The 25,395-nt window shown below is 60.0% G+C and carries 20 protein-coding genes; 11 read left to right on the plus strand and 9 right to left on the minus strand.

The window, feature by feature from the left end; genetic code table 11:
• Positions 1-4 precede the first annotated feature (4 nt).
• Positions 5-1,456, minus strand: coding sequence for a S41 family peptidase (locus B9Z37_RS13905; protein WP_108313609.1), 1,452 nt, complete (start codon positions 1,454-1,456; stop codon positions 5-7).
• A 106-nt stretch (positions 1,457-1,562) separates the two neighbouring features.
• Complete coding sequence (gpmA, locus tag B9Z37_RS13910; protein WP_108313610.1) at positions 1,563-2,306, minus strand: 2,3-diphosphoglycerate-dependent phosphoglycerate mutase; 744 nt, start codon at positions 2,304-2,306, stop codon at positions 1,563-1,565.
• A gap of 125 nt (positions 2,307-2,431) precedes the next feature.
• Between gpmA and B9Z37_RS13915 the strand changes: the two genes are divergently transcribed.
• The 4 genes from B9Z37_RS13915 to B9Z37_RS13930 all read left to right on the plus strand — a co-directional run bounded on the left by B9Z37_RS13915 (position 2,432) and on the right by B9Z37_RS13930 (position 4,730).
• Entirely contained in the window at positions 2,432-2,833 is a 402-nt protein-coding gene (locus tag B9Z37_RS13915; protein ID WP_108313611.1) for a rhodanese-like domain-containing protein, read from the plus strand.
• A 17-nt stretch (positions 2,834-2,850) separates the two neighbouring features.
• Positions 2,851-3,111, plus strand: a complete 261-nt coding sequence (grxC, locus tag B9Z37_RS13920; RefSeq protein ID WP_108313612.1) for a glutaredoxin 3 — start codon at positions 2,851-2,853, stop codon at positions 3,109-3,111.
• A 137-nt stretch (positions 3,112-3,248) separates the two neighbouring features.
• Positions 3,249-3,710 (plus strand): protein-export chaperone SecB, encoded by a 462-nt coding sequence (gene secB, locus B9Z37_RS13925; RefSeq protein WP_108313613.1) that lies wholly within the window; start codon positions 3,249-3,251, stop codon positions 3,708-3,710.
• A gap of 18 nt (positions 3,711-3,728) precedes the next feature.
• Positions 3,729-4,730 (plus strand): NAD(P)H-dependent glycerol-3-phosphate dehydrogenase, encoded by a 1,002-nt coding sequence (locus tag B9Z37_RS13930; protein WP_108313614.1) that lies wholly within the window; start codon positions 3,729-3,731, stop codon positions 4,728-4,730.
• Between the two features lie 4 nt (positions 4,731-4,734).
• Here the strand turns inward: B9Z37_RS13930 and B9Z37_RS13935 are convergent, their stop codons facing one another.
• The 5 genes from B9Z37_RS13935 to metG form a co-directional block, all read right to left on the minus strand.
• Positions 4,735-5,571, minus strand: a complete 837-nt coding sequence (locus B9Z37_RS13935; protein WP_240606739.1) for a segregation and condensation protein A — start codon at positions 5,569-5,571, stop codon at positions 4,735-4,737.
• Positions 5,572-5,654: 83 nt separating this feature from the next.
• Positions 5,655-5,858, minus strand: a complete 204-nt coding sequence (locus B9Z37_RS13940; protein WP_108313662.1) for a DUF3460 family protein — start codon at positions 5,856-5,858, stop codon at positions 5,655-5,657.
• Between the two features lie 75 nt (positions 5,859-5,933).
• A complete protein-coding gene (locus tag B9Z37_RS13945) occupies positions 5,934-7,613 on the minus strand; it encodes a SulP family inorganic anion transporter (RefSeq protein WP_108313616.1) in 1,680 nt (559 codons plus the stop codon).
• A 42-nt stretch (positions 7,614-7,655) separates the two neighbouring features.
• A complete protein-coding gene (locus tag B9Z37_RS13950; protein ID WP_108313617.1) occupies positions 7,656-8,393 on the minus strand; it encodes a YoaK family protein in 738 nt (245 codons plus the stop codon).
• A gap of 27 nt (positions 8,394-8,420) precedes the next feature.
• Positions 8,421-10,514, minus strand: coding sequence for a methionine--tRNA ligase (gene metG / locus B9Z37_RS13955; protein WP_108313618.1), 2,094 nt, complete (start codon positions 10,512-10,514; stop codon positions 8,421-8,423).
• Between metG and apbC the strand changes: the two genes are divergently transcribed.
• Entirely contained in the window at positions 10,513-11,706 is a 1,194-nt protein-coding gene (apbC, locus tag B9Z37_RS13960; RefSeq protein WP_276308869.1) for an iron-sulfur cluster carrier protein ApbC, read from the plus strand. The two genes, metG and apbC, sit on opposite strands and share 2 nt — an antisense overlap.
• A gap of 122 nt (positions 11,707-11,828) precedes the next feature.
• Positions 11,829-14,240, plus strand: a complete 2,412-nt coding sequence (locus tag B9Z37_RS13965; protein ID WP_108313620.1) for a response regulator — start codon at positions 11,829-11,831, stop codon at positions 14,238-14,240.
• A 90-nt stretch (positions 14,241-14,330) separates the two neighbouring features.
• Here B9Z37_RS13965 and B9Z37_RS13970 read toward each other — a convergent pair whose 3' ends face one another.
• Both B9Z37_RS13970 and B9Z37_RS13975 read right to left on the minus strand, forming a co-directional pair.
• Positions 14,331-15,896, minus strand: coding sequence for a benzoate-CoA ligase family protein (locus B9Z37_RS13970; protein ID WP_108313621.1), 1,566 nt, complete (start codon positions 15,894-15,896; stop codon positions 14,331-14,333).
• Positions 15,897-16,042: 146 nt separating this feature from the next.
• Positions 16,043-17,614: a 3,4-dehydroadipyl-CoA semialdehyde dehydrogenase gene (locus tag B9Z37_RS13975; RefSeq protein ID WP_108313622.1), complete on the minus strand. Its 1,572-nt coding sequence runs from the start codon at positions 17,612-17,614 to the stop codon at positions 16,043-16,045.
• A gap of 192 nt (positions 17,615-17,806) precedes the next feature.
• Here B9Z37_RS13975 and B9Z37_RS13980 point away from each other — a divergent pair, with 192 nt between their 5' ends.
• The 5 genes from B9Z37_RS13980 (at position 17,807) to B9Z37_RS14000 (ending at position 25,393) form a co-directional block, all read left to right on the plus strand.
• Entirely contained in the window at positions 17,807-18,721 is a 915-nt protein-coding gene (locus B9Z37_RS13980; protein ID WP_108313623.1) for a helix-turn-helix transcriptional regulator, read from the plus strand.
• 144 nt (positions 18,722-18,865) lie between these two features.
• Complete coding sequence (gene boxC, locus B9Z37_RS13985; protein WP_108313663.1) at positions 18,866-20,524, plus strand: 2,3-epoxybenzoyl-CoA dihydrolase; 1,659 nt, start codon at positions 18,866-18,868, stop codon at positions 20,522-20,524.
• An 87-nt stretch (positions 20,525-20,611) separates the two neighbouring features.
• Positions 20,612-22,039, plus strand: a complete 1,428-nt coding sequence (gene boxB / locus B9Z37_RS13990; protein ID WP_108313624.1) for a benzoyl-CoA 2,3-epoxidase subunit BoxB — start codon at positions 20,612-20,614, stop codon at positions 22,037-22,039.
• A gap of 303 nt (positions 22,040-22,342) precedes the next feature.
• Positions 22,343-23,665, plus strand: a complete 1,323-nt coding sequence (gene boxA, locus B9Z37_RS13995) for a benzoyl-CoA 2,3-epoxidase subunit BoxA (RefSeq protein WP_108313625.1) — start codon at positions 22,343-22,345, stop codon at positions 23,663-23,665.
• 6 nt (positions 23,666-23,671) lie between these two features.
• Positions 23,672-25,393, plus strand: coding sequence for an NADH-ubiquinone oxidoreductase-F iron-sulfur binding region domain-containing protein (locus tag B9Z37_RS14000; protein WP_108313626.1), 1,722 nt, complete (start codon positions 23,672-23,674; stop codon positions 25,391-25,393).
• Positions 25,394-25,395 lie beyond the last annotated feature (2 nt).

Genomic DNA, 25,395 nt, shown 5'->3' on the forward strand with positions numbered 1-25,395 from the left:
GCGCTCAGTCGTCTTTCTTCTCAATCTTGCGTTCTGCCAGAGTCGTGCTGGCTTTGACAGGCAAGCCTTTGAGTTGATTCAAAGCTTGGATCAGCTGGAAGTCTTTATCGGAGCCGAACTCGGGCAAACGGCGTTCGGCCACGGGCTTTTTGGACTCTTCTTCCAGTTTTTTGAGCGCTTCTTCACGGGCTTTTTCGCGGGCTGGGTCTTTCTTCTCTTCGGCTTCCTTGCCGTTGGAGAGGTGTTTCTCCAGATCGGCTTCGCGGGTGCGCAAAGCAGAGAACACATTGCCGTTTTCGGTTTCGTCCAGCATCACTTCGGGCACGATGCCTTTGGCCTGGATGGCACGACCATTGGGGGTGTAGTAGCGGGCGGTGGTGATCTTGAGCGCCGTGTCAGGGCCCAACTGGCGCACCGTTTGTACCGAGCCCTTGCCAAAGGTCTGGCTGCCCATCAGGGTGCCGCGTTTGTAGTCTTGCAGGGCACCCGCCACGATTTCACTGGCCGAGGCAGAACCTTCGTTGACCAAAATCACCAAAGGCACTTTTTTCAGTGCGCCGCCTGTGGCCAGTGTCATGCGGGTGATGGGGTCGTTGCTGCTGTTGCGACGCCAGAACTGGGGCGTGGCCTTGTAGGTGAATTTGCTCTCTTCGAGCTGGCCATTGGTGGTGACCACCGTGACGTTTTCCGGCAAGAAGGCGGCAGACAGGGCCACCGCTGCATCGAGCAGACCACCCGGGTCGTTGCGCAAGTCGAGCACCAAGCCTTTGAGCTTGGGGTCTTCCTTGTACATCTCTTCGATCTTGCGCGCGAAGTCGTCCACGGTGCGTTCCTGGAACTGCGACACGCGAATCCAGCCGTAACCCGGCTCGATGATTTTGGATTTGACCGACTGGGTCTTGATTTCTTCGCGGACGATGGTGACCGGGAAGGTGCGGTTTTCGGACTTGCGGAAAATGGTCAGCAGCACCTTGGTTTTGGGCTCACCACGCATGCGCTTGACCGCCTCGTTCAGGCTCAGCCCCTTAACGGCGGTGTCGTTGATCTTGGTGATCAGGTCGTTGGTTTTGAGGCCAGCGCGGTCGGCAGGAGAGCCCTCGATGGGCGAAACGATCTTGACCAGCCCGTCTTCCTGGCTGATCTCGATGCCCACACCGACAAACTTGCCGGTGGTGCCTTCCGAGAATTCCTTGAAGCTCTTTTTGTCGAAATACTGGGAGTGCGGGTCCAGGCTGGCCACCATGCCGGAGATGGCTTCGGAGATCAGTTTTTTCTCGTCGACAGGCTCGACGTAGTCACTTTTGACCATGCCAAAGACGGCGGCCAGTTGCTGCAGCTCTTCGAGCGGCAAAGGGGCCATGCTGCCGCGTGCCACAGTTTGCAGTGACACGGTGGTCAGTGCGCCTGCCAATGCGCCTACGCCGATCCAGCCCGCGATCTTGAGTTTGTGTCCCATGTGCTTGTGTGTTCCCAGTCAGAAGCGGGTCAATATACACCCGCCAGCGGGGTGACTTGGGTGACAGGCATGTAAATGCCTTGTCACGCCAGGGCCGATCAAAAAGTCAGGCCTTGCCCTGGCTGGCCACGGCAGCAGCAGCAGCGGCGGCAGCTTCGGCATCGCCCAGGTAGTAGTGGCGGATGGGCTTGAGGTTTTCGTCCAGCTCGTACACCAGCGGGATGCCGTTGGGGATGTTCAGGCTCACGATGTCACTGTCCGAGATGCCGTCCAGGTACTTGATCAGGGCGCGGATCGAGTTGCCGTGCGCGGCGATCAGCACGCGTTTGCCCGCCTTGATGCTGGGGGCGATGCTGTCGTTCCAGGCCGGCAGCACGCGGGCCACGGTGTCTTTCAGGCACTCGGTCAACGGCACGGACTGGGTGTCCACGTTGGCATAGCGGCGGTCGCTGCGCTCGCAGCGGGGGTCGGTGGCTTCCAGCGCCGGAGGGGGCGTGTCGTAGCTGCGACGCCAGATGAGCACCTGCTCGTCACCAAATTGCTTGGCCATGTCGGCCTTGTTCAGGCCCTGCAAGCTGCCGTAGTGGCGCTCGTTCAGGCGATAGTCCTTGACCACGGGCAGCCAGGTGCGGTCCATCTCGTCCAAGGTGTACCACAGGGTGTGGATGGCGCGTTTGAGGACCGAGGTGTAGCACAGGTCAAAGTCCCAGCCTTCGGCCTTGAGCAGTTTGCCGGCCGACATGGCCTGGCTCACGCCGGTAGGGGTCAGGTCGACATCGGTCCAGCCGGTGAAGCGGTTTTCGAGGTTCCAGGTGGATTCGCCGTGGCGGATGAGGACGATTTTGTACATGGTGAGGAAACAGCAGGGACTGTCAAAAACAAGGGTCAAAACAGAGGATAAGGTCGTCATTTTAGAATCGAGACTTGGCGGCCCGCTGACGGGCCGGTATTTTGTGGCTTACAAAGGTTTGATTCGTGAAATTTCTCCTCGACAACTGGATGCTCATCACCGTGGCCGTGGCCTCGGGTGTGGCTTTGCTTTTTCCTGCCTTGAACAAAGGCACCGGGCTCAGTCCTCAGGACATGGTGCAGCTGATGAACCGCGAAAAAGCCATCGTCATTGATGTGTGCGAGCCCGACGAATTTGCCCGCGGCCATGTGATTGGTGCCAAAAACCTGCCATTGGGTCAATTGGAAGAAAAGCTGGCCCAAGTCGTTAAAAGCAAATCGTCGCCTGTGGTGATGGTTTGCCAGGTGGGCGCGCGCTCAGCCCGTGCTGCGGCCACGGCCCGGAAACTCGGCTTTGAGAATGTGCAGTCCTTGGCCGGTGGCCTCAAAGCGTGGCAAGCCGCCAGCATGCCCGTCGAAAAAGCCTGAACCCCAAGGAAGCTTCTATGCAAAACGTCAAGATGTACACCACCGCCGTTTGCCCTTATTGCATTCGGGCCAAGCAGCTGCTCAAAGCCAAAGGCGTTGAGCAGATTGAAGAAATCCGCATTGACCTGGACCCGGCTCAGCGCGACCACATGATGCAAATCACAGGTCGCCGCACGGTGCCGCAAATTTATGTGGGCGATACGCACGTGGGCGGCTGCGACGACCTGATGGCCCTGGATGCCCAAGGTGGTCTGGTGCCTTTGTTGCAGGCTGCTTGAGCTTCGGGCCTCCCAAGCCCCTAGGGTTTTCACAAACCGAGCCTGGCTCAAAGCCGGTTTCTGATCCCTGATAATCCATTTGTTTCATCCTTGGGCAGTCCTTCGCGGGCTGCCCGTCTTTTTCTCGAGAGAATTTCATGACCGATACCGCTGTCAACACCGAAGCCCAAGCCCCTGTTTTCCAGATCCAACGTGTGTACCTGAAGGAGGCTTCGCTGGAGCAGCCCAATTCGCCTGCCATCTTGCTGGAACAGCAACAACCCAGCGTCGATATCCAGCTGGGCGTGGAAGCCACCCCTGTGGCCGAAGGCGTTTTTGAAGTTTGCGTGACTGCCACCGTGCACACCAAAATCGCTGACAAGACCGTGTTTTTGGTGGAATGCAAACAAGGCGGCATCTTTGAAATCCGCAACGTGCCCGAAGACCAGATGGGCGCGATCATGGGCATCGCTTGCCCGCAAATCGTTTACCCCTATCTGCGCGGCAACGTGGCCGACGTGATCACCCGCGCGGGCTTCCCGCCCGTGCACTTGGCCGAAATCAACTTCCAGGCCATGTACGAGCAGCAGCAAGCCCAAGCTGCCGCTACCCAGCAGTAAAGCGAGAACCCGCCCGGCATGCAGATCACCATCATCGGTGCAGGGGCTTGGGGCACGGCCCTGGCGATCGCCGCCAGCCGCCAGTCACCCGCCCACCAGGTGAGTCTGCATGCACGCGATGCGGCACAGGCCAGGGCCATGCAGCAGCAGCGCCGCAACGAGCGCTATTTGCCTGGCATTGAATTGCCTGCAGCCCTCAGCATCACTTCTGGTCCTATCGAGGCTCAGTTGCAGTCCACCCGGGCCGAAGACCTGTTCATCATCGCCACGCCCATGGCGGGCTTGCGCGCCACCTTGCAAGCTCTGCAAGGCGTGCCTGCCTCGGTCGCCTGGTTGTGCAAGGGCTTTGAAGCCGACACCGGCCTCATGCCGCACGAAGTGCAAGCCCAGGTGGCCCCGCAGTTGCGCGCCGGCGCGCTCAATGGCCCCAGCTTTGCGCAAGAAGTGGCCCGCACCCAACCGACGGCCTTGGTGGCGGCCAGCCCTCATGCTTCAGTGCGTGACGCCCTGGTCAAGGCCTTTCATGGCGGGGCCCTGCGGGTGTACGCCAACGACGACATCGTCGGGGTCGAGGTGGGTGGTGCCGTCAAAAACGTGCTGGCCATTGCCACGGGCCTGTGCGACGGGCTGGACTTGGGCCTGAACGCCCGCGCAGCCCTTATCACCCGTGGTTTGGCCGAAATGACCCGGCTGGGTGTGGCGTTGGGTGCCAAAGCTGAAACCTTCATGGGTCTGTCGGGCTTGGGTGACTTGGTGCTGACGGCCACAGGTGACTTGAGCCGCAACCGCAAGGTCGGCTTGCTGTTGGCCCAGGGTTTGAGTCTGGAGCAAGCCGTGACCTCGCTCGGCCATGTGGCCGAGGGCGTGTACAGCGCCCGCACGGTTTGGCAACGCGCTCAAAGCTTGGGTGTGGACATGCCGATCACAGAAGCGGTGGTGGCATTGCTTGATGGCCGCTTGCAAGCCCGTGAGGCGGTTCAAGTCTTGATGGGCCGTGGGCCTCGGGGCGAGGCGGTTTGATCGATCAGTTGGGCGTGTAAGCCAGCCGAACATAAATCGGCGCAAAGGCTTCCGCCTGGGTGATCTCGATCAGCGTTTCTTTGGCCAGCTCGAGCAGGGCAATGAAGGTCACCACCAGCACAGGGGTGCCCAAAGTCGGATCAAACAGGTTCTCGAACTCGACAAACTTGCGGCCTTGCAGGTGCTTGAGCACGATGGTCATGTGCTCGCGCACGCTGAGTTCTTCGCGGCTGATCTTGTGGTGCTGGACCAGATTGGCCCGTTTGAGAATGTCGCGCCACGCCGATTGCAGCTCGTCCATGCTCACGTCCGGGAAACGGGGCTGCAGACTTTGCTCGATGTAGACCTGTGCTTTGAGGAAGTCGCGTCCGTAATGCGGAATGTCGTTGAGCTGCATCGAGGCCAGCTTCATTTGTTCGTATTCGAGCAAACGCCGCACCAGCTCGGCCCGTGGGTCTTCGGCTTCTTCGCCTTCGGCCACTTTCTTGGGCGGCAGCAGCATGCGTGACTTGATTTCGATCAGCATCGCCGCCATCAGCAGGTATTCGGCGGCCAGCTCCAGGTTGTGCTGGCGTATCTCATCGACATAGCTCAGGTACTGGCGCGTGACGCCGGCCATGGGGATGTCGAGGATGTTGAAGTTCTGCTTGCGGATCAAATACAGCAGCAAGTCCAGTGGACCTTCGAACGCCTCCAGAAACACCTCCAGCGCATCTGGCGGGATGTAGAGGTCTGTTGGCATCGAAAACAGCGGTTCGCCGTAAAGGCGGGCCAAAGCCACCTGGTCCACCACCACAGGCATGCTCGCAGGCGCGCTGTCCGCTGGCTGCGGCAGGGCCATGGGATCGGTGTGCTCAGGGGTCATGGAGGGGGTAGTTTGGCGCTCAGCAGCGCGTTGCAGTTATCACAACGAAGGGCTGTGGCTCAAGCCTTGGTCTGGTAGACGTAGGGCTTTTGGGCCACGCGGCCTTGGCTGAATTCGGCTTGCACGGTGCGGTCCACCTGCTTGTCCCACAACAAAGCGCGGCCTTGGCGCTGCTCGGCTTCGAGTTGAGGGTGCTGTGCTTTGAGCTGATCGATGAATTGGGTCGTGTCTGATGCGTAATCAGGGCGGCGGAAAAAAGACATGAGCGGCATCCGGACAAAGTGTAAGAAAGAGTGGCGTCAGACTGGAAAGGCTATCTGGACCGAACTGATGGCATTTTACCGGGCCTGAGCAGGCGACCAACTGACAGCACGGGACAGGCCGGTGGCCAAGTCAGGTTGCAAGTGCCCTTCCAGATGTTCCAGCAGGCCACTTCGTCGGCAGATGTCCAGCGGCTGGTGAGACAGGCCGCAGATGATCAGATGGGTGTTCTTTTTTCGGCAAGTCTCGATCAGATTCATCAAGGCGTCCGCACCAGACGAGTCGATGTAAATCACGTTTTTCAAATCCAGGACAAGGACGGGCGTCTGGATCTTGTCTTCAATTTCCTCGATCAGTTTGACGGCGCCGAAAAACAAGGCCCCATACAAACGCCAGGCTTGTACCTGGTGTTCAAATTTGCCCAGACCCGGGTGGTCCAGTTGGTTGACTGGTTCGCACCGACTGAGGCTGGAGATGCGGTAAATGAAGGTCAGGCAGGCCGCGATCAGGCCGACTTCTACGGCGACAGTCAGGTCAAAAATCACCGTGAGAAAGAAGACCGCCAGCAAGGTGATCCGGTAAGGCAATCGGTACTGGCGCAGGTGCCAAAATTCACGCCATTCGCCCATGTTCCAAGCCACAAACATCAAGATGGCCGCCAAACAGGCCAAAGGGATGTGGCCAGCCCACGGTGCAGCGACCAGCACCACAGCGAGCAAGGTCAGTGCATGGACCATGCCCGAAATGGGGCTGGAGCCGCCGCTTTTGATGTTGGTGACCGTGCGGGCGATGGTGCCTGTCGCGGGCATGCCGCCAAAAAATGGCGTCACAAAATTGGCCACACCTTGCGCCATCAGCTCCTGGTTGGGGTTGTGGCGGTCGCCGATCATGCCGTCGGCAATGCGGGCGCAGAGCAAGGATTCAATGGCGCCCAGCAGCGCCAACGTGAGGGTTGGCATCAACAAAAAGCGGGCACTGCTCCAGCTGAACTCAGGCCACTGAAAAGAGGGCAAGGCGGCAGGAATGCCGCCAAATTTGCTGCCGATGGTCTCCACGGGCAAGGACAACATCCACGTAGCCAACGTGGCAAACACCAAGGCAATGATGGAGCCCGGAATCATGCTGATCCAGTTGTAGCGGGTTTCGGCCAGTCGGCGGCTCATGCGCAGCCAACCGATCAGCAAGGACAGGGATGCCAAAGCCAAAAGCAGCGCAGCCAAATTGGTGCTTTGCAGGTTTTGCCACAGGGCGTTGACGATGCCGAAAAAGTCGGCAGGCATGCTGCTCACCTTCAAGCCCAACAAATCCTTGATTTGGGACAGCATGATCAGCACCGCAATGCCGTTGGTGAAGCCAATGACCACCGCCACCGGAATGAATCGGATCAGGTTGCCCAGTCTGAACAAGCCCATCAAAAACAACAAAACCCCGGACATGGCCGTGGCCAGAATCAGGTTGGCCAAGCCATAGTGTTCAACGATGCCGTAAACAATGACGATGAAAGCCCCCGCGGGGCCGCCAATCTGAACTCGGCTGCCTCCCAAGGCTGAAATGAGGAAGCCTGCAATGATGGCTGTGAAAAGTCCAGCTTCGGGTTTGAGGCCAGAGGCAATGGCAAAGGCCATGGCCAGAGGCAGGGCCACCACCCCGACGGTGAATCCGGCGCCCATGTCCTTGGCAAGCCGTTGGCGGGTGTATCCCTCCATGCTGGTCAGCAATCGGGGTCTGAAAAAGTGGGTTGCTTGCAACCAGTTCATGGGATTTTGAAGTGAGGAAACATTCAGCAAGGCACCGATAAATTATGCGGCACGCTGGCGCAGGTCATCCAGCAAAGGGCGCAGACTCAGCAACCACAGCAGGCCAGCCAATGGCACGGTGGTCACATAGCCCCAATGCTTGAAGCCCATGGCTCCCAGCAGTCCACCCAGCAAAAAGCCCATCACCAGACCCGTTTGAATGCGCAGGCGTTCGCGGTTTGCCCTGACGGGCGATGGCTCATGCAAGCGGTTGAGGTAAACCCATTTGCCCAACTCAATGCCGATGTCGGTCACCAGGCCTGTGATGTGGGTGGTGCGGATTTCGGCTTTGGAAATTTTGGTAATGACCGCGTTTTGCAAACCCATGATGAAGCACAGCAACACCACCGTGACGGGCAAAAACACCTGAGACCATGCGGCAATGGCGGCACCAAACAAACCAAACACCAGCAAAGCAACAGATTCGAGCATGAGTGGCAGGCTGTAGCTGCTGCGCAAGTGCTGGCGCAGGCCCCAGTTGACCATGATGGCGGTGCACATCGCGCCGAGCAAAAAGGCCACCAGACACGCCAAGCCGGCCAGCGCCAGATCCAGATGACCCAGCACCACATCGTCGGCGACCGACGACACAATGCCCGTCATGTGCGAGGTGTAGCGCCCCACCGCCAAAAAACCACCCGCATTGGTGGCCCCTGCCACAAAGCTCAGCACCAGCCCTAGGCGCAAATTAGCCCCAGGGCTTCGCTGCACATCGGTCCATCCGTGGATCAGGGGAAACATGTGCAGCGTTTTTCAGGGGCAAGGGAATCAGTGAATGCGCATGCCGGGCTTTGCGCCGGGCCAGGGGTGCAACACATAGATGCCGGGCTCGGCCTTCTCGTCGGCGTGGCTGGCGGCCAGCACCATGCCTTCACTGACACCAAACTTCATCTTGCGTGGGGCCAGGTTGGCCACCATCACCGTGAGTTTGCCGACGAGGTCTTCGGGCTTGTACATGCTGGCGATGCCTGAAAAGACATTCCGTGTGCGGCCTTCGCCCACATCCAGCGTCAGGCGCAGCAACTTGACCGAACCTTCAACGGGTTCGCAGTTGACGATCTCGGCGATGCGCAGGTCGACTTTGGCAAAGTCGTCGATGGAAATGGTCTCTGCAATCGGCTCGCCACCGGGGACGAGCACAGGCACGACGGGCTCTGGCGCTTCAAAGAGTGATTCCAGTTGTTTGATGTCCACGCGCTGCATCAGGTGCTGGTAGGCGTTGATGGCATGGCCCCCGCCCAGCAGGGTCCGGGCCGCATCAAAGCTGAAGGGCGGCACATTCAGGAAGGCTTCGACCTGCGCGGCCAGTGCGGGCAGCACCGGCTTCAATTGCAGTGTGAGCAGGCGGAAGGCTTCGATGCAGGCGGTGCACACGTCGTGCAGGCGTGCATCCATGCCCTCTTGTTTCGCCAGGTCCCAGGGCTTGTTCTGGTCCACATAGGCGTTGACCTTGTCGGCCAGCAGCATGACTTCGCGCAGGGCCTTGCCGTATTCGCGTTCTTCGTAGAAGGCAGCCACGGTGGGGGTGGCGCTTTGCAGAGCCGCCAGCAGGGCTTGACCGTCGGCACTCACGGTGCCCAGTTTCCCGTCAAAACGCTTGGCGATGAAGCCCGCCGAGCGCGAGGCGATGTTGATGAATTTGCCCACCAAGTCGCTGTTTACGCGGGCCATGAAGTCTTCAGCGTTGAAGTCGATGTCTTCATTGCGGCCCGACAGCTTGGCGGCCAAATAGTAGCGGAGCCACTCGGGGTTCATGCCCAGGCTCAGGTACTTGAGTGGGTCCAGGCCCGTGCCCCGGCTCTTGCTCATTTTTTCGCCGTTGTTCACCGTCAGGAAGCCGTGCACGTTCACCTTGTTGGGCGTCTTGCGGCCTGAAAAGTGCAGCATGGCCGGCCAAAACAGGGTGTGGAAAGTGACGATGTCCTTGCCGATGAAATGGATCTGCTCCAAATTCGGGTTGGCCATGTAGGCGACGTAGTCTTCACCGCGCTTGTCGAGCAGGTTCTTGAGCGAGGCCAGGTAGCCCACAGGCGCGTCGAGCCAGACATAGAAGTACTTGCCAGGCGCGTCGGGGATCTCGATACCGAAGTAGGGCGCGTCGCGCGAGATGTCCCAGTCGCCCAGGCCTTCGCTGGTCGTGCCGTCGGGGTTGGTGCGCACGCTGAACCATTCCTTGACCTTGTTGGCCACCTCGGGTTGCAGCTTGCCGTCTTGTGTCCACTGGGTCAAAAATTCGACGCAACGCGGGTCGGACAGCTTGAAGAAGAAGTGCTCGGAAGTCTTCAGCTCGGGCTTGGCCCCGGACAAGGCCGAAAACGGCTTGATCAGGTCGGTGGGCGCGTAGACCGCACCGCAGACCTCGCAGTTGTCGCCGTACTGGTCTTTGGCGTGGCACTTGGGGCACTCGCCTTTGATGAAGCGGTCGGGCAAAAACATGTTCTTTTGCGGATCAAAGAACTGCTCAACCGAGCGCACCTCGATCAGCGAGCCGCCGTCGGCCTCGGAAATATCGCGCAGGTCGCGGTAAATCTGGCGGGCCAGCTCGTGGTTTTCGGTCGCGTCGGTGCTGTGCCAGTTGTCAAAGGCGATGTGAAAACCGTCCAGATAAGGCTTGCGGCCGGCTGCGATGTCGGCCACGAACTGCTGGGGCGTCTTGCCCGCCTTTTCGGCGGCAATCATGATGGGTGCGCCGTGCGTGTCGTCCGCGCCCACAAAATTGACCTGGCTGCCCTGCATGCGCTGGAACCGCACCCAGATGTCGGCCTGGATGTACTCCATGATGTGGCCGATGTGGAAGTTGCCGTTGGCATACGGCAGGGCGGTGGTGACAAAAAGCTGGCGCGGGGCGTTGGGGGCAGACATGGTGGGGCAACTTGTAGGGGAATCGGTGATTTTAGGGTGTACCGGGCCGCATGTCGGTAAACTGCCCCCCATTCTTGGACAGCTCAGAAAGCATCAGACCCCCATGGCGACCCCCGAACAACTCCTGCAAGCCCTGCAAACCGTCATCGACCCCAACACGGGCAAAGACTTCGTTTCGACCAAGACCCTGAAGAACCTGCAGGTGGAAGGCGGTGATGTGTCTTTTGACGTGGAGCTGGGCTACCCCGCCAAGAGCCAGATCCCGGCGCTGCGCCAAGCGCTGATCGCGGCCGTCAAAGGTGTGGCGGGCGTGTCCAATGTGTCGGCCAACGTGACCAGCAAGATCACGGCTCACGCTGCCCAGCGCGGCGTGGCCCTGCTGCCGCAGGTCAAAAACATCGTGGCCGTGGCCTCGGGCAAGGGCGGCGTGGGCAAGAGCACCACCGCCGTCAACCTGGCGCTGGCACTGGCCGCCGAGGGCGCCAAGGTGGGTCTGCTGGACGCCGACATCTATGGCCCCAGCCAGCCCATGATGATGGGCATCGAAGGCCGCCCCGAGAGCGAAGACGGCCAGACCATGGAGCCACTCGAAAACTACGGCGTGCAGGTCATGTCGATTGGCTTTTTGGTGGACCAGGACGAGGCCATGATCTGGCGCGGCCCCATGGCCACCCAGGCGCTGGAGCAGTTGCTGCGCCAGACCAACTGGAAAGAACTCGACTATTTGATCGTCGACATGCCGCCTGGTACAGGCGACATCCAGTTGACCCTCTCGCAACGTGTACCCATGACAGGAGCGGTGATCGTCACCACCCCGCAAGACATCGCCCTTTTGGATGCCAAAAAAGGCGTGAAGATGTTCGAAAAAGTGGGCGTTCCGATCTTGGGACTCGTTGAAAACATGGCGGTGCACGTGTGCACAAACTGCGGTCATGTCGAACACATTTTTGGCGCCGATGGCGGCAAAAAGATGGCCGCCGAATACGGCATGGACTATCTGGGTGCACTGCCGCTGGACATGCAGATCCGCCTTCAGGCTGACAACGGAAAACCGACGGTGGTGTCCGACCCCGATGGCGAAGTGGCCCAGATCTACAAGGCGGTGGCCCGCCAGGTGGCGGTCAAGATCGCGTCCAAGGCCAAGGACTTTTCGTCCAAGTTCCCAACGATCAAGGTCAGCAAAGACACTTGAGCGGCAATTCCGCCAACTTGCTTGGCGGTCTTGGCCTGACAGCACCTGCATGGGATGCAGGCGCTAAAAATGAACACCTAGGTGTTCATTGATATCATTCGCTTTGCATACCGGGAAACAAAGTGAATGTTTTAAACCGTCTGATTTTGTCGATTCGCACATTGCTGCTGCGCTGGCCCATGGAGTGGCTCGGAGGGGTGCTGATCGTCACGGGGCTGTGGGTTGTTTTTTACACCTACCAGTCGAGCGAGGTGGTGGTGCAGCAATACGCCGCCGAAAGCGCTCAAACTCATGCCGCTTCGGTCACGCAATTCCGAAATTTTTACGCCCAGGAACTGGTGCCTCGGGCGGTCCAAAGCGGCATGACGGTCACGCACGACTACAAATCGCAAGACAACGCTTTGCCCTTGCCCGCCACCTTGACGATCGATTTGGGCCATTACCTGTCCAAAGTGGATGGGGGTACGCAGGTCCGCTTGTACAGTGACCTGCCGTTTCCGTGGCGTGAGTCCGAGCGTTCGCTCGATGATTTCCAGAAACAGGCATTGCAGCACCTCAAAGAGCACCCGAACAAGCCTTACGTGCGCGAAGAGGTCATGAATGGCAACCGTGTTTTGCGCTTTGCGCAGGCCGACCGCATGCTGCCCAATTGTGTGGCCTGCCACAACAGCTATCCCGGTTCACCGCGCACGGACTGGAAGGTGGGTGATGTGCGTGGTGCACTCGAGGTGGTGTTGCCGGTCTCGCAGTGGCAGCTTGCCAGCACGGGCGTGCTCAACCGCACTTTTGTGGTGTTGTTGGCGCTGTTGTTCTTGGGTTTGTTGTTGATCTGGTTTTCCGTCAAACGGATTCGTGTGGCCTTGATGACCTCACGCCAGTTATCGACAGAGCGGCAGTTGGCCATTCGCCAACTCAGCGATGAAATTGCCGAGCGCAAACTGGTCGAGGGACATTTGCGCTTGAGTGAGGGCAAGCTACACAGCATTTTCAAATCGGTCCCCGAGGCGATTGTGGTGGCCGATTCAAAAGGCCAGATTGTGCAATGCAACGATGCCACAGCCGCCATTTTTGGCTACAGCATGGAGGCGTTGATGGGCCAGCGCATTAATTTGCTGATGCCTGCGGCAGAAAACGAGCAGCATGACCAGTACATGCAAGCCTACCTGACCACCGGGCGTAAGAAGTTGATGAACCAGCCTCGGGTCATGCGCGGACGAAGGCATGACGGCAGCATGTTTCCGGTGCGTTTGACCATCAGCGAAACCCACCTTGAAAACGAACATTTTTTTGTCGGTGTGATGCAGGATTTCACAGCCATCCAGAGTGCGCAGGATCTGCTGGTCGAGGCCAAAGACAAAGCCGAGCAAGCCAACCGCATGCGAGGGGAATTCTTGGCCAACATGAGCCATGAAATCCGAACCCCCATGAATGGCATTGTGGGCATGACCGAGTTGGCGCTTGAGACGGCATCACCTGAGCTTCAAAAGGAATATCTGACGTTGGCGCGCGATTCGGCCAACCATCTTCTTCAAATCATCAACGAGATTCTGGATTTTTCCAAGATTGAAGCCAAGGCGCTGGAGCTGGAGCTGCTCGAAGTCAGTCCGGCTCAGTTGATTCGCCACACGGTCCGGTCGCTTGAGCAATTGGCGCGTGTCAAAGGTGTCGCGTTGTTGCTGGAAACTTCGGACGCTGTCCCTGAGCTGGTCTGGATGGACCCGGTACGCATGCGCCAAGTGCTGACCAATCTGATCGGCAATGCGATCAAGTTCACCGATCAGGGGTCTGTGACCGTTAAAACCGAAGTGTTGTCCGCGGTTGATGACCAGACGGTGTTGCTGCGCATCAGCATCATCGATACGGGCATTGGCTTCGATCCAGAGCGCACAGAAGCTTTGTTCAGCCCCTTCACGCAGGCCGATGGCTCGGTGACGCGGTCGTTCGGTGGCACGGGGCTCGGTTTGGCGATCACGCGCAGTTTGTTGCAATTGATGGGCGGGTACATCACGGCCGAGGGCCATCCAGGCAAAGGCGCGAGTTTTGTAGCGACTGTGCCCGTTAAAACAATCAGCCCGTCGAGTGTTCGTGCCTTGGCCTCGATTCCCTCAGACAAGTCAGAGCCGCTTTCGCCAGCCATGGCGGGTGCGCCGAACTGGTCTGTTTTGCTGGTCGAAGACCACGAAATCAACCGCAAGTTGGCCGAAATCATGCTCCAACGCATGGGCTATCGCTATGCCGTCGCAGCGGATGGACAAGAGGCGTTGGACCGTTTGGCTGAAGAGCGTTTTGATGTGGTTTTGATGGACGTGATGATGCCTGTGATGGACGGCGTCACCGCCTTGCGGCAATTGCGAATCCAGGAGGCCACCACGGGTCACCGAACGCCTGTACTGATGGTCACGGCACACGCCATGACGGGTGACAAGGAGCGTTTCATCGCCGCAGGTGCGGATGGCTATGTTTCCAAGCCCATGTCTCAGGCGGCCTTGCAAAAAGAAATCACGCGGGTGCTCACACCTGCCAACGGTGCCTGAACCGTGTCTTGAATGGGGTCGCTGAGCCGCACGCCAGCAACGACAGCCGATTCATCGCCAACGGTGGGCGGGTGAGTCGGCTGTTTGTTTTCAGTGGGCTGATCTTTCCAGGTCGCGCAAACGGAAACGCTGGATCTTGCCGGTGGCGGTCTTGGGCAGCTCGGCCACAAACTCGATGAAACGCGGGTACTTGTAAGGCGCCAGGCGCTCCTTCACAAAGGCCTTGACCTCGTCTTGTGTCAGGCTCTGACCGGCTTTGAGCACGATGAAGGCTTTGGTCTTGGTCAGTCCATCGGTGTCTTCCTTGCCGATCACGGCTGCTTCCAAAATGGCCGGGTGCTGCACCAGTGTGGCCTCGACCTCGAAAGGCGAGACGTAGATGCCGCTGACTTTCAGCATGTCGTCGTTGCGCCCGGCATAGGTGTAGTAGCCATCGGGGTCGCGGGTGTACTTGTCCCCGCTCTTGGTCCACACGCCCTGGAAGGTGTCGCGGGTCTTTTCGCGGTTGTTCCAATACATCAAGGCACTGCTGGGCCCCTGGATGTAGAGGTCGCCGATTTCGTTGTGGCCGGTGACCACGCTGCCGTCTTCGTTGCGCAGCTGCACTTCGTAGCCGGGCACGGCTTTGCCGGTGGTGCCGTAGCGCACATCGCCCGGGCGGTTGGACAAGAAGACGTGCAGCATCTCGGTGGAGCCGATGCCATCGATGATTTCGCAGCCGAAATGCTGCGTCCAGCGCTCACCGATGTCACGCGGCAGCGCTTCACCGGCCGACGAACACAGGCGCAGCGAGACTTGATTTTTCTTGGGCAGATCGGGGCTGGCCAGCATGCCGCCGTAGCCGGTGGGCGCGCCATAAAACACGGTGGGCTGGTGATCGACCATGCGCTTGAAGGTCGCTTGCGGGGTGGGGCGCTCGGCCATCAACACCACGCTTGCACCTGCGCTCAAGGGGAAGGTCAGGGCGTTGCCCAGGCCGTAGGCAAAGAACAGTTTGGCGGCTGAGAACACCACATCGCTTTCGCGCAAGGCCAGCACGCCCTTGCCATACAGCTCGGCCGTCCAGTACAGGTTGCCCTGGCTGTGCACCGTGCCTTTGGGCTTGCCCGTGGAGCCCGACGAATACAGCCAAAAGGCCGGTTCATCGGCCAGGGTTTGTGCGGGCAACACGGGGTTGTTTTGTGCCACAAATTCGGCCATGTTGAACTGGCCTTGTGTCAGTGCGCCCGTGGGGCGCGAGACCACCACGTGCTGCACCTCGGTTTTGACCAAATCCATCGCCGCTTGCAGTGTGGGCAGCAAGGCGCCCGACACCAGCGCAGCTTGGGCGCGGCTGTTGCTCAGCATGAAGGCGTAGTCTTCGGCCGTGAGCAAGGTGTTCACCGCCACGGGCACCACGCCCGCATAGAGCGAGCCCAGAAAGGCCACGACCCAGTCGCTGCTGTCTTGCATGAGCAAGAGCACGCGTTCTTCGCGTTTGAGCCCCATGGCCTTGAGGCCACCGGCAAAGCGGCGGATTTGCTCCGTCAGTTCGCCATAGCTCAGGCGGCCCACATCGTCGATCAGGGCGGTTTTGCCGGAGCGGTTCGCGTTGGTGGCGATCAGGTGCTGGGCGAAGTTGAAGTCGGTGGATGGTGCATTCACGGTGTGGGTCATGTTTGTCTCCTCGAGGTGTCAGTCATGTTGTCTGGTGTGTGGCAATGGGGCTGTGTGGGAGGCCGCCCCTGCGGCCGAATGTCAGTTCATCCATCATCCATCATTCGGCTGCGGGGGCAGCCTCCCACAAAATGACAGGGCCAGATTTACAGGGCCAGTTGGCTGCCTTGTGCAGCCAGCACGTCCAGGGCCAGCGAGCTGCCCTGCACCGCTGAGCGGCGGTGGTAAAAGTTGAGCGCCCTGAGGCCGCCCAGTTCTTCGCCACCACCAGCGCGTCCGGGGCCGCCATGCAGACTCATGGGCATCACGTTGCCGTGGCCGCTGTGCAGGGCCGCCACATCGGGCGAAATCGCGTGCACACGGCCATGGCTGCTCGCCAATTCGACCGAAGCCTGCGCGGTGAAGAGGTGGTCCTCGCTGTAGACCGAGCACACCAGCGAGCCTTCGCCGCGGCGGATCATGGCGTAGGCCTCTTCAATGCTGTCGTAAGGCATCAGGGTGGACACGGGGCCAAACACCTCGACCGCGTGCAGCACCTTGGCGCTCATGGGTGACTCGGTGCCCAGCAGCACCGGGGCCACGCAGGCGCTCGATGCGTCGGCATCGACCCAACCAGCCGCGCTGCCATCGAACAACACGGTGGCTTCGGTTTTGAGTTGGGCCAAGCCCGCCAGCACGCTGGCTTTTTGTTCCTGGCTCACCAGCGCGCCCATGCGCACGGTCTCGTTGCGCGGGTTGCCCACGGTGGTTTTGGCCAGGCGCGCACCAATGGCTTCGGCAGCGGCTTTGTACAAGGCACGCGGCACAAAAATGCGGCGAATGGCGGTGCACTTTTGGCCGGACTTGACGGTCATCTCGCGGGCGACTTCGGCCACCAGCAGCTTGAAGGCTTCGCTGTCTGCCGTGGCGGCGGGCGAGAGCAGGGCGCTGTTGAGGCTGTCGGCTTCGATGTTGCAGCGCACCGACAACTCGGTCACGGCGCGGTGGCTGCGGATGATTTGGCCGGTCTCAGCCGAGCCGGTGAAGCTGACCACGTCAAAGGCCTGCAGCTGGTCCATCAGGCCTGCGGACGAACCGCAAATCACCGACAAAGCACCCACAGGCAGCACGCCCGCATCGACCACGTCTTTCACCATGCGCTGGGTCAGCCAAGCGGTGGCGGTGGCGGGTTTGATGATGACCGGCACCCCCGAGAGCAGGGCGGGTGCGGCTTTTTCCCACAAGCCCCAGCTGGGGAAGTTGAAGGCGTTGATGAAGAGCGCCACGCCTTGGGTGGGCACCTGGATGTGCTGGGTCTGGAAGGCCGGGTCTTTGGCCATGCGGATGCGTTGGCCGTCGAGCAGCAGCTTGGCATCACCCAGAGCGTGGCCCTGTTTGGCGTAATAGCCCAGCGTGAAGACCGCGCCGTCGATGTCCACGCCCGAGTCTTTGGCCACGGTGCCGCTGTTGGCGGTGGCGATCTCGTAATAAGCGTCGCGGTTGGCTTGCAGCACTTCCGTGATTTGGCTGAGCAGGGCGGCACGTTGGCCGTAACTCAGTGCGCGCAGTGCCGCGCCGCCTTGTTCGCGGGCAAAGGCAAAGCCTTCTGCCAAGTCGATGCCTGCACTCGACACGCGGGCCAGCTCGGTGCCCAGTACCGGGTCAAACATCGGCGTGCCTTCGCCGGTGCCGGTTTGCCAGCGACCTGCGAAGAAGTTGGGGAGTAGTGCGGTGGTCATGGTGAACTTTCCAAGGGTTTGTGAGGGCCTGCATGCAATGGCATGCACAAAAAAAACTGTTCTTGCTGTCCAGTTGGCGGTATAAACACCGGTTGATGCATTATTGTGCTTGCCTGCAAGTATGCAATAAAGTGCATGTTTTGGGTTTACTGAAATCAAAGGGTTTTCCCTAGTTTTGAGCAGAGGTTGAGCATGACATCTCAAGAGTCCACGTTGATGGAACCGTCCGAGCAGGAGACAAAGCGCAGTCCGTTCCTGGAAGCGTTGGGCGAGCGTGTGCGCACCCTGCGTTCGCGCAAAGGCATGACCCGCCGCGCCGTGGCCTTGGCGGCCGATGTGTCCGAGCGCCACTTGGCCAACCTCGAATACGGCACGGGCAACGTGTCGGTGCTGGTGTTGTTGCAGGTGGCCAATGCCTTGCAGTGTTCACTGGCCGAATTGTTGGGTGATGTGACGACCACCTCGCCCGAGTGGCTGCTGATTCGTGAGCTGTTGGCTCAGCGCAGCGAAGCGGATTTGCGCCGTGCACGTGTGCAACTGAGCGACATGTTGGGCGAAAGTGGCAACGCACAAGAGCGCAAGAACCGCATCGCCTTGATTGGTTTGCGGGGTGCAGGCAAGACCTCTTTGGGTCAGCGCTTGGCCAACGATCTGGGTTTTCCATTCATTGAGCTGAGTCGCGAGATTGAGCAGTTTGCCGGTTGCCAGATCAGCGAGATCCACAACCTGTATGGTGCCAATGCTTACCGCCGCTACGAGCGCCGTGCGCTGGAAGAAGCGATTCAGATCTATCCCGAAGTGGTGATCGCCACGCCCGGGGGGCTGGTGTCGGACTCAGCCAACTTCAATTTGCTGCTGTCGCATTGCACAACGGTGTGGCTTCAAGCCGATGCAGCCGACCACATGGGCCGGGTGGCTGCCCAAGGTGACATGCGCCCGATGGCGGCCAGCCGCGAGGCGATGGAAGACCTCAAGCGAATTTTGGAGGGGCGTTCTGCCTTCTACTCCAAAGCCGATCTGGCCATCAACACCAGTGCCCGCACGGAAGATCAAGCGTTTGCGGCTTTGCGCTCTTCGGTGCGTCAACACGTTGGCTTGCCCGCTTGAATTGCTATTTCCTAGGGTAATTACCTATAAAATGAATTAAAGTGCATGTTGTGGGTGCTTGAAAGCTGCAATAAAATTCGTGCAACATGCAGTGAAATGCATTTTTAGACCCACCCCATCACTTTCACCGACGGAGACATGACCATGACGCAAGCTTTCCAGGTTGACTACCAGACCAACCCCGCTCAATACAAACACATCAACCTGGCCTTTGAGGGCGAGATCGCGACTTTGTCGATCAACATCAACGAAGACGCTGGCATCCGCCCCGGCTACAAGCTCAAACTCAACAGCTACGACCTGGGTGTGGACATCGAGTTGCACGACGCATTGCAGCGCATCCGCTTTGAGCACCCCGAAGTGCGCTCGGTGGTGGTGACCAGCCTGAAGGACCGCGTGTTCTGCTCGGGTGCCAACATTTTCATGTTGGGTGTGTCCACCCACGGCTGGAAAGTGAACTTCTGCAAGTTCACCAACGAAACCCGCAACGGCATCGAAGACTCCAGCAAACACGACGGCCTGAAATTCGTCGCTGCCCTGAACGGTGCTTGCGCAGGTGGCGGCTACGAATTGGCCTTGGCCTGCGATGAAATCGTGCTGGTCGATGACCGCTCCAGCGCCGTGTCTTTGCCCGAAGTGCCTTTGCTCGGCGTATTGCCTGGCACCGGCGGCCTGACCCGCGTGACCGACAAGCGCCACGTGCGCCACGATCTGGCCGACATCTTCTGCACCAGTGTGGAAGGCGTGCGCGGCCAAAAAGCCGTGGACTGGCGTCTGGTCGATGCGATCGCCAAGCCGGCTGTGTTCAAAGAAGCCGTCAAAGCACGCGCCACAAAATTGGCCGCTGGCAGCATCCGCACCGCAGGCGTCAAAGGCGTCGAGCTGACCCCTTTGAACCGCACCATCGCTGCTGACGCGCTGACTTACACCAACGTCACGGTCGAGATCGACCGCGCCAAGCGCATCGCCACCTTCACCGTCAAGGCACCTGCCTCGGCCCAGCCCACCGACATCGCGGGCATCGAAGCCGCAGGCGTGAACTGGTGGCCGCTGCAGATGGTGCGCGAACTGGATGACGCCATCCTGCACATGCGCACCAACGAACTCGACATCGGCACCTGGGTGCTCAAGACAGCCGGTGACGCCGCTGCCGTGCTGGCTTCTGACGCGACCTTGCTGGCCCACAAAGACCACTGGTTGGTGCGTGAAACCATCGGCCACCTGCGCCGCACACTGGCCCGCATGGATGTGTCTTCGCGCAGCCTGTTCGCCTTGGTCGAAGAAGGGACATGTTTTGTCGGCACACTCGCCGAGCTGGCTTTCTGCGCTGACCGCGCTTACATGCTGGCTTTGCCCGACGATGCCGCCAAGGCCCCCAAGATCCAGTTGAACGAAATGAACTTCGGTTTCTTCCCCATGGTCAACGACCAGACCCGCCTGCAGCGCCGCTTTTACGAAGAAGTGCCTGCCATGGAAGCCGCACGTGGCGCCATTGGCAAGGCGCTGGATGCTGACGCTGCCTTGGCCTTGGGCCTGGTGACTGCTGCACCTGACGACATCGATTGGGCTGACGAAATTCGCCTGGCACTGGAAGAGCGCTCTTCCATGTCGCCAGACGCGCTGACCGGTCTGGAAGCCAACCTGCGTTTTGCCCAGAAAGAAAACATGGCCACCCGCATCTTTGGCCGTTTGACCGCCTGGCAAAACTGGATCTTCCAGCGCCCCAACGCCGTTGGCGAAAAAGGTGCCCTGAAGGTTTACGGCAAAGGCGAAAAAGTCCAGTTCGACATGAACCGCGTTTGATGTTTTTGCGTTGTGCAGCAGGCTTCCCGGTGGTGTCTGCTGCAACCGAAATTTGACCCCACCGTTGCTTAATTTCTGGAGACTCTCATGTCCGGTATCAACTACAGCGAAAAAATCCCCAACAACGTCAACCTGAGCGAAGACCGCACCCTGCAGCGCGCCTTGGAGCAGTGGCAGCCCAACTTCATCAACTGGTGGGACGACATGGGCCCCGAAGGCTCGACCGACATGGACGTGTACCTGCGCACGGCCGTGAGCGTGGACCCACAAGGCTGGGCCCAGTTTGGTCACGTCAAGATGCGCGACTACCGTTGGGGCGTTTTCTTGAACCCCGGCGAGCAAGACCGCAAGATCCACTTCGGTGACCACATCGGCGAAAAAGCTTGGCAAGACGTGCCTGGCGAGCACCGCGCCAACCTGCGCCGCATCATCGTGACGCAAGGCGACACCGAGCCAGCGTCTGTTGAGCAGCAGCGCCACCTGGGCCTGACCGCGCCCAGCATGTACGACCTGCGCAACCTGTTCCAGATCAACGTCGAAGAAGGCCGCCACCTGTGGGCCATGGTGTACCTGTTGCACAAATACTTCGGCAAAGACGGCCGTGAAGAAGCCGACGCCCTGCTGCAACGCAACAGCGGCAACGAAGACAACCCCCGCATCTTGCAGGCCTTCAACGAGAAGACGCCTGACTGGTTGTCGTTCTTCATGTTCACTTACTTCACCGACCGTGATGGCAAGTTCCAGTTGTGCGCTTTGGCCGAGTCGGCTTTCGACCCATTGGCTCGCACCACCAAGTTCATGCTGACCGAAGAAGCGCACCACATGTTTGTGGGCGAGTCCGGCGTGAGCCGAACCATCCAGCGCACCGTCGATGTGATGAACGAACTCAAGACCGACGACGTGGGCAAACTGCGTGCTGCTGGCGTGATCGATCTGCCCACCATCCAGCGCTACATCAACTTCCACTTCTCGGTGACCATCGACTTGTTCGGTGCCGACCAGTCGTCCAACGCCGCCACCTTCTACAGCTCCGGCTTGAAGGGCCGTTACGAAGAAGGCAAGCGCGGTGATGACCATGTGCTCAAGGGCAACAGCTACAAGATCTTGTCCGTCGAGAACGGCAAGCTGGTCGAAAAAGAAGTGCCAATGCTCAACGCTTTGAACGAAGTGCTGCGCGACGACTACATCACCGACTCCAAAGGCGGCATCGACCGTTGGAACCGTGTGATCTCCAAGGCGGGCATTCCTTTCACATTGAAGGCTCCGCACAAAGCGTTCCACCGCAACATCGGTTCTTTGTCCGGTGCCAAGATCACGCCCGATGGTCAAGTGGTGACCGACGAGCAGTGGATGGCGCAAGTGGGCGAGTGGTTGCCCACCAACGAAGACCGCGCTTATGTGGCCAGCCTGATGGGCCGTGTCGTCGAGCCCGGCAAGTTCGCCAACTGGATTGCCCCACCCGTCATGGGCATCAACCGTCAGCCAGTGGACTTTGATTACGTCCGCTTCAACTGATGAGTCTCTGATTTGACTGCTGCCTCCTTCATGGGGCGGCAGTCGTCAAAGGCAGGGGCGGGTTCCTCATACTGGGGTACCAGAAATCGTCACCCGCCCCTGCCTTTGACGACTGCATGGTGTGCGCAAAGCACACCCAATGCCGGTAGACTGCATTGTTTGCACGGGTGCTGAGCGACGGTATGGCTTGGGGCCGGGCACCGATTTTCCGGTACCCCGTATGAGGTGTCCGGCCCCAAGCCATAGCGTTGCGGACCTTGCAGACCAAAGACAGAAAACGACAAAACACAAGAGAGCCAAGACATGAGCACAGAAGCGACGCTGATCAAACAACACCTGATTGACCCGGAAATCTGCATCCGCTGCAACACCTGCGAAGCGATTTGCCCGGTCGGGGCCATCACCCACGACTCGCTCAACTACGTGGTCAAGGCCGACATCTGCAACGGTTGCATGGACTGCATCTCGCCATGCCCGACCGGTTCGATTGACAACTGGCGCATGATGCCCAAGGCCAAGGCCTACAGCATTGAAGAGCAACTCAAGTGGGATGAATTGCCCGCCGAACTGAGTACTGAAGAACTCGCTGCTGCCGGCGGTGACATGGGGGGGGGTGCCAGTGCCGCACAAGAAGAAGCACAAGCCGCCGTGCAAGCCGTTGCGTCATCTTCATCGGCCGTCAGCACCGCCAACGCTTCCGGTTTCAACTCCGCCCAGTTTGGCGCGACCATCCCGCCTTGGTCTGCGGCACACGCCTACACCAACCTGTATGGCCCCAAGGCCACAGAAAAAACCATCACCGCCACCGTGACCGGCAACCTGCGCGTGACCGAAGTCGGCAAGCAGGATGGCCAACGCGATTACGACACCCACCACATCGTTCTCGACTTTGGCAACCTGCCTTTCCCGGTGCTCGAAGGCCAGTCGATTGGCATCTTGCCTCCCGGCGAAGACGCCAAAGGCAAGCCGCACCACGCCCGCCAATACTCGATTGCCAGCCCGCGCAACGGCGAGCGCCCCGGTCACAACAACCTGTCGCTGACCATCAAGCGCGTGCTCGAAGACCACGACGGCCAAGCCGTGCGCGGCGTCGGCTCCAACTACATGTGCGACCTCAATGTCGGTGACAAGGTTCAAGTGATTGGGCCGTTTGGCGCGAGCTTCCTCATGCCCAACCACCCCAAGAGCAACATCGTCATGATCTGCACCGGCACGGGCAGCGCGCCCATGCGTGCCATGACCGAGTGGCGTCGCCGTCTGCGGGCCAGCGGCAAGTTCGAGGGTGGCAAGCTGATGCTGTTCTTTGGTGCCCGCACGCCCGCAGAGCTGCCGTACTTTGGACCGCTCAACAACTTGCCCAAAGACTTCATCGACATTGAATTCGCTTTCTCGCGTGAAGCAGGCAAAACCAAGCGCTATGTGCAAGACGCCCTGCGCGACCGCGCGGCCGATGTGGCGGCGCTGCTCAAAGACGGCAACACCTGTTTCTATGTGTGTGGCCTCAAAAGCATGGAAGAGGGCGTGGTCATGGCGCTGCGGGACATCGCACAAAACGCCGGTCTGGACTGGGAAGCCATCGGTGGCGCGCTCAAGAAAGAAGGCCGTCTGCACCTCGAAACCTACTGAGCCAGTATGGCGAACGCCACCCACATCGGCCTGGACCAGGTTCGCCAGCAACTGCGCCAGCCGCGTTCGCAGCTCAAAGGCCGACAGGCCACGGGCGAAGCCCGTGCCGAGGTACGGGCCTTGATCGGTGAGTCACCCACAAACGGCCACCGCCGTGACTTGCTGATCGAGCACCTGCATCTGCTGAATGACCATTTCCATGGCCTGTTTGAGCGCCACATCGTGGCGCTGGCGACCGAGATGCGCTTGTCGGTGGTGGAGGTGTTCGAGGTCGCTTCGTTCTACCACCACTTTGAGATCCTGAAAGACGATCAAGCTGCACCGCGCATCACCGTGCGGGTGTGCGACAGCCTGAGCTGCAGCTTGGCTGGCAGCGACAGCTTGCTGCGCCAATTGCAAAACGATTTGCAAAACAAGGGGTCGGGTGTGAAGGTCGTGCCCGTGCCTTGTCTGGGCCGCTGCGAGCAGGCCCCAGCCGCGCAGGTGGGCCAGCAGGCCGTCGCGCATGCAACGGCTGAAGCCGTGGCCGAACGTGTGGCGCAAAACCAGACGACCCCCAACGCCTTGCCTGATGCGATTCGCATGAACGCGTACGTGCAAGCCGGGGGCTACCAGTTGGCGCAGCAAGTGACCTCGGGCGAGCGCGAGGCCGAATCAGTGATCCAAGTCTTGGAATCCTCGGGTTTGCGTGGCCTGGGCGGCGCGGGTTTCCCGGCCGGGCGCAAATGGCGCATTGTGCGCAGCCAACCCGGGCCGCGCCTGATGGCCGTGAACATCGACGAGGGCGAGCCCGGCACCTTCAAGGACCGCACCTGTCTGGAAGCCGATCCGCACCGCTTTTTGGAAGGTGTGTTGATCGCCGCCAGCGTGGTGGGCTGCGAAGCGGTCTACATCTACCTGCGTGACGAATACCACGAAGCGCGTGCGCTGCTCACGCAAGCACTGGCCGAGCTGCACGCGAACCCGCCTTGCACGCTGCCACGCATCGAATTGCGCCGGGGCGCGGGGGCTTACATCTGCGGCGAAGAGTCCGCCATGATCGAAAGCATCGAAGGCAAGCGCGGTGAGCCGCGCCTGCGCCCGCCCTACATCGCCGAGGTCGGTCTGTTTGGTCGCCCCACGCTGGAGCACAACTTCGAGACGCTGCACTGGATTCGTGAACTGCTGGAGCAGGGCGCAGACAGTTTTGCAACGCATGGCCGCCATGGTCGCCAAGGCCTGCGCCGTTTCAGCGTGAGCGGGCGCGTCAAGCAGCCGGGCGTCAAGCTCGCGCCTGCCGGCATCACCTTGCGCGAGTTGGTGGACGAATACTGCGGCGGCATGGCCGAGGGGCACACGCTCTACGCTTACTTGCCCGGTGGGGCCAGCGGCGGTATTTTGCCCGCGCGCTTGGCCGATGTGCCGCTGGACTTTGACACGCTGCAGCCACACGGCTGCTTCATCGGCTCGGCCGCCGTGATGGTGCTCAGCCAACACGACAGCGCCCGCGAAGCGGCCTTGAACGTGATGCGCTTTTTTGCGCACGAGAGCTGCGGCCAATGCACACCTTGCCGTGTGGGCACCGACAAAGCGGCTCAGCTCATGAGCGCTGAGGTCTGGGATGCCGACACCTTGCAAGATCTTGCGCAAGTCATGGGCGATGCGTCCATCTGCGGTCTGGGTCAGGCCGCGCCCAACCCGATCCGCTGCGTGCTGCAGTATTTCCCGCACGAAGTGGGGGCGGCATGAGC

It is taken from the genome of Limnohabitans parvus II-B4, assembly GCF_003063455.1.
Lineage (GTDB): Bacteria > Pseudomonadota > Gammaproteobacteria > Burkholderiales > Burkholderiaceae_C > Limnohabitans_A > Limnohabitans_A parvus.

What these genes read in the sequence shown, in the direction of transcription:
- secB (WP_108313613.1), top strand. Translation starts at nt 3,249, where the DNA reads ATGACCGATACCGCTGTCAACACCGAAGCCCAAGCCCCTGTTTTCCAG.
- boxA (WP_108313625.1), top strand. Translation starts at nt 22,343, where the DNA reads ATGAGCACAGAAGCGACGCTGATCAAACAACACCTGATTGACCCGGAA.
- B9Z37_RS13905 (WP_108313609.1), bottom strand. Translation starts at nt 1,456, where the DNA reads ATGGGACACAAACTCAAGATCGCGGGCTGGATCGGCGTAGGCGCATTG.
- gpmA (WP_108313610.1), bottom strand. Translation starts at nt 2,306, where the DNA reads ATGTACAAAATCGTCCTCATCCGCCACGGCGAATCCACCTGGAACCTC.
- boxB (WP_108313624.1), top strand. Translation starts at nt 20,612, where the DNA reads ATGTCCGGTATCAACTACAGCGAAAAAATCCCCAACAACGTCAACCTG.
- B9Z37_RS13975 (WP_108313622.1), bottom strand. Translation starts at nt 17,614, where the DNA reads ATGACCACCGCACTACTCCCCAACTTCTTCGCAGGTCGCTGGCAAACC.
- B9Z37_RS13945 (WP_108313616.1), bottom strand. Translation starts at nt 7,613, where the DNA reads ATGAACTGGTTGCAAGCAACCCACTTTTTCAGACCCCGATTGCTGACC.
- metG (WP_108313618.1), bottom strand. Translation starts at nt 10,514, where the DNA reads ATGTCTGCCCCCAACGCCCCGCGCCAGCTTTTTGTCACCACCGCCCTG.
- B9Z37_RS13935 (WP_240606739.1), bottom strand. Translation starts at nt 5,571, where the DNA reads ATGGCCCTGCCGCAGCCAGCGGACAGCGCGCCTGCGAGCATGCCTGTG.
- B9Z37_RS14000 (WP_108313626.1), top strand. Translation starts at nt 23,672, where the DNA reads ATGGCGAACGCCACCCACATCGGCCTGGACCAGGTTCGCCAGCAACTG.
- B9Z37_RS13940 (WP_108313662.1), bottom strand. Translation starts at nt 5,858, where the DNA reads ATGTCTTTTTTCCGCCGCCCTGATTACGCATCAGACACGACCCAATTC.
- B9Z37_RS13970 (WP_108313621.1), bottom strand. Translation starts at nt 15,896, where the DNA reads ATGACCCACACCGTGAATGCACCATCCACCGACTTCAACTTCGCCCAG.
- apbC (WP_276308869.1), top strand. Translation starts at nt 10,513, where the DNA reads ATGGTGGGGCAACTTGTAGGGGAATCGGTGATTTTAGGGTGTACCGGG.
- B9Z37_RS13980 (WP_108313623.1), top strand. Translation starts at nt 17,807, where the DNA reads ATGACATCTCAAGAGTCCACGTTGATGGAACCGTCCGAGCAGGAGACA.
- boxC (WP_108313663.1), top strand. Translation starts at nt 18,866, where the DNA reads ATGACGCAAGCTTTCCAGGTTGACTACCAGACCAACCCCGCTCAATAC.
- B9Z37_RS13930 (WP_108313614.1), top strand. Translation starts at nt 3,729, where the DNA reads ATGCAGATCACCATCATCGGTGCAGGGGCTTGGGGCACGGCCCTGGCG.
- B9Z37_RS13950 (WP_108313617.1), bottom strand. Translation starts at nt 8,393, where the DNA reads ATGTTTCCCCTGATCCACGGATGGACCGATGTGCAGCGAAGCCCTGGG.
- grxC (WP_108313612.1), top strand. Translation starts at nt 2,851, where the DNA reads ATGCAAAACGTCAAGATGTACACCACCGCCGTTTGCCCTTATTGCATT.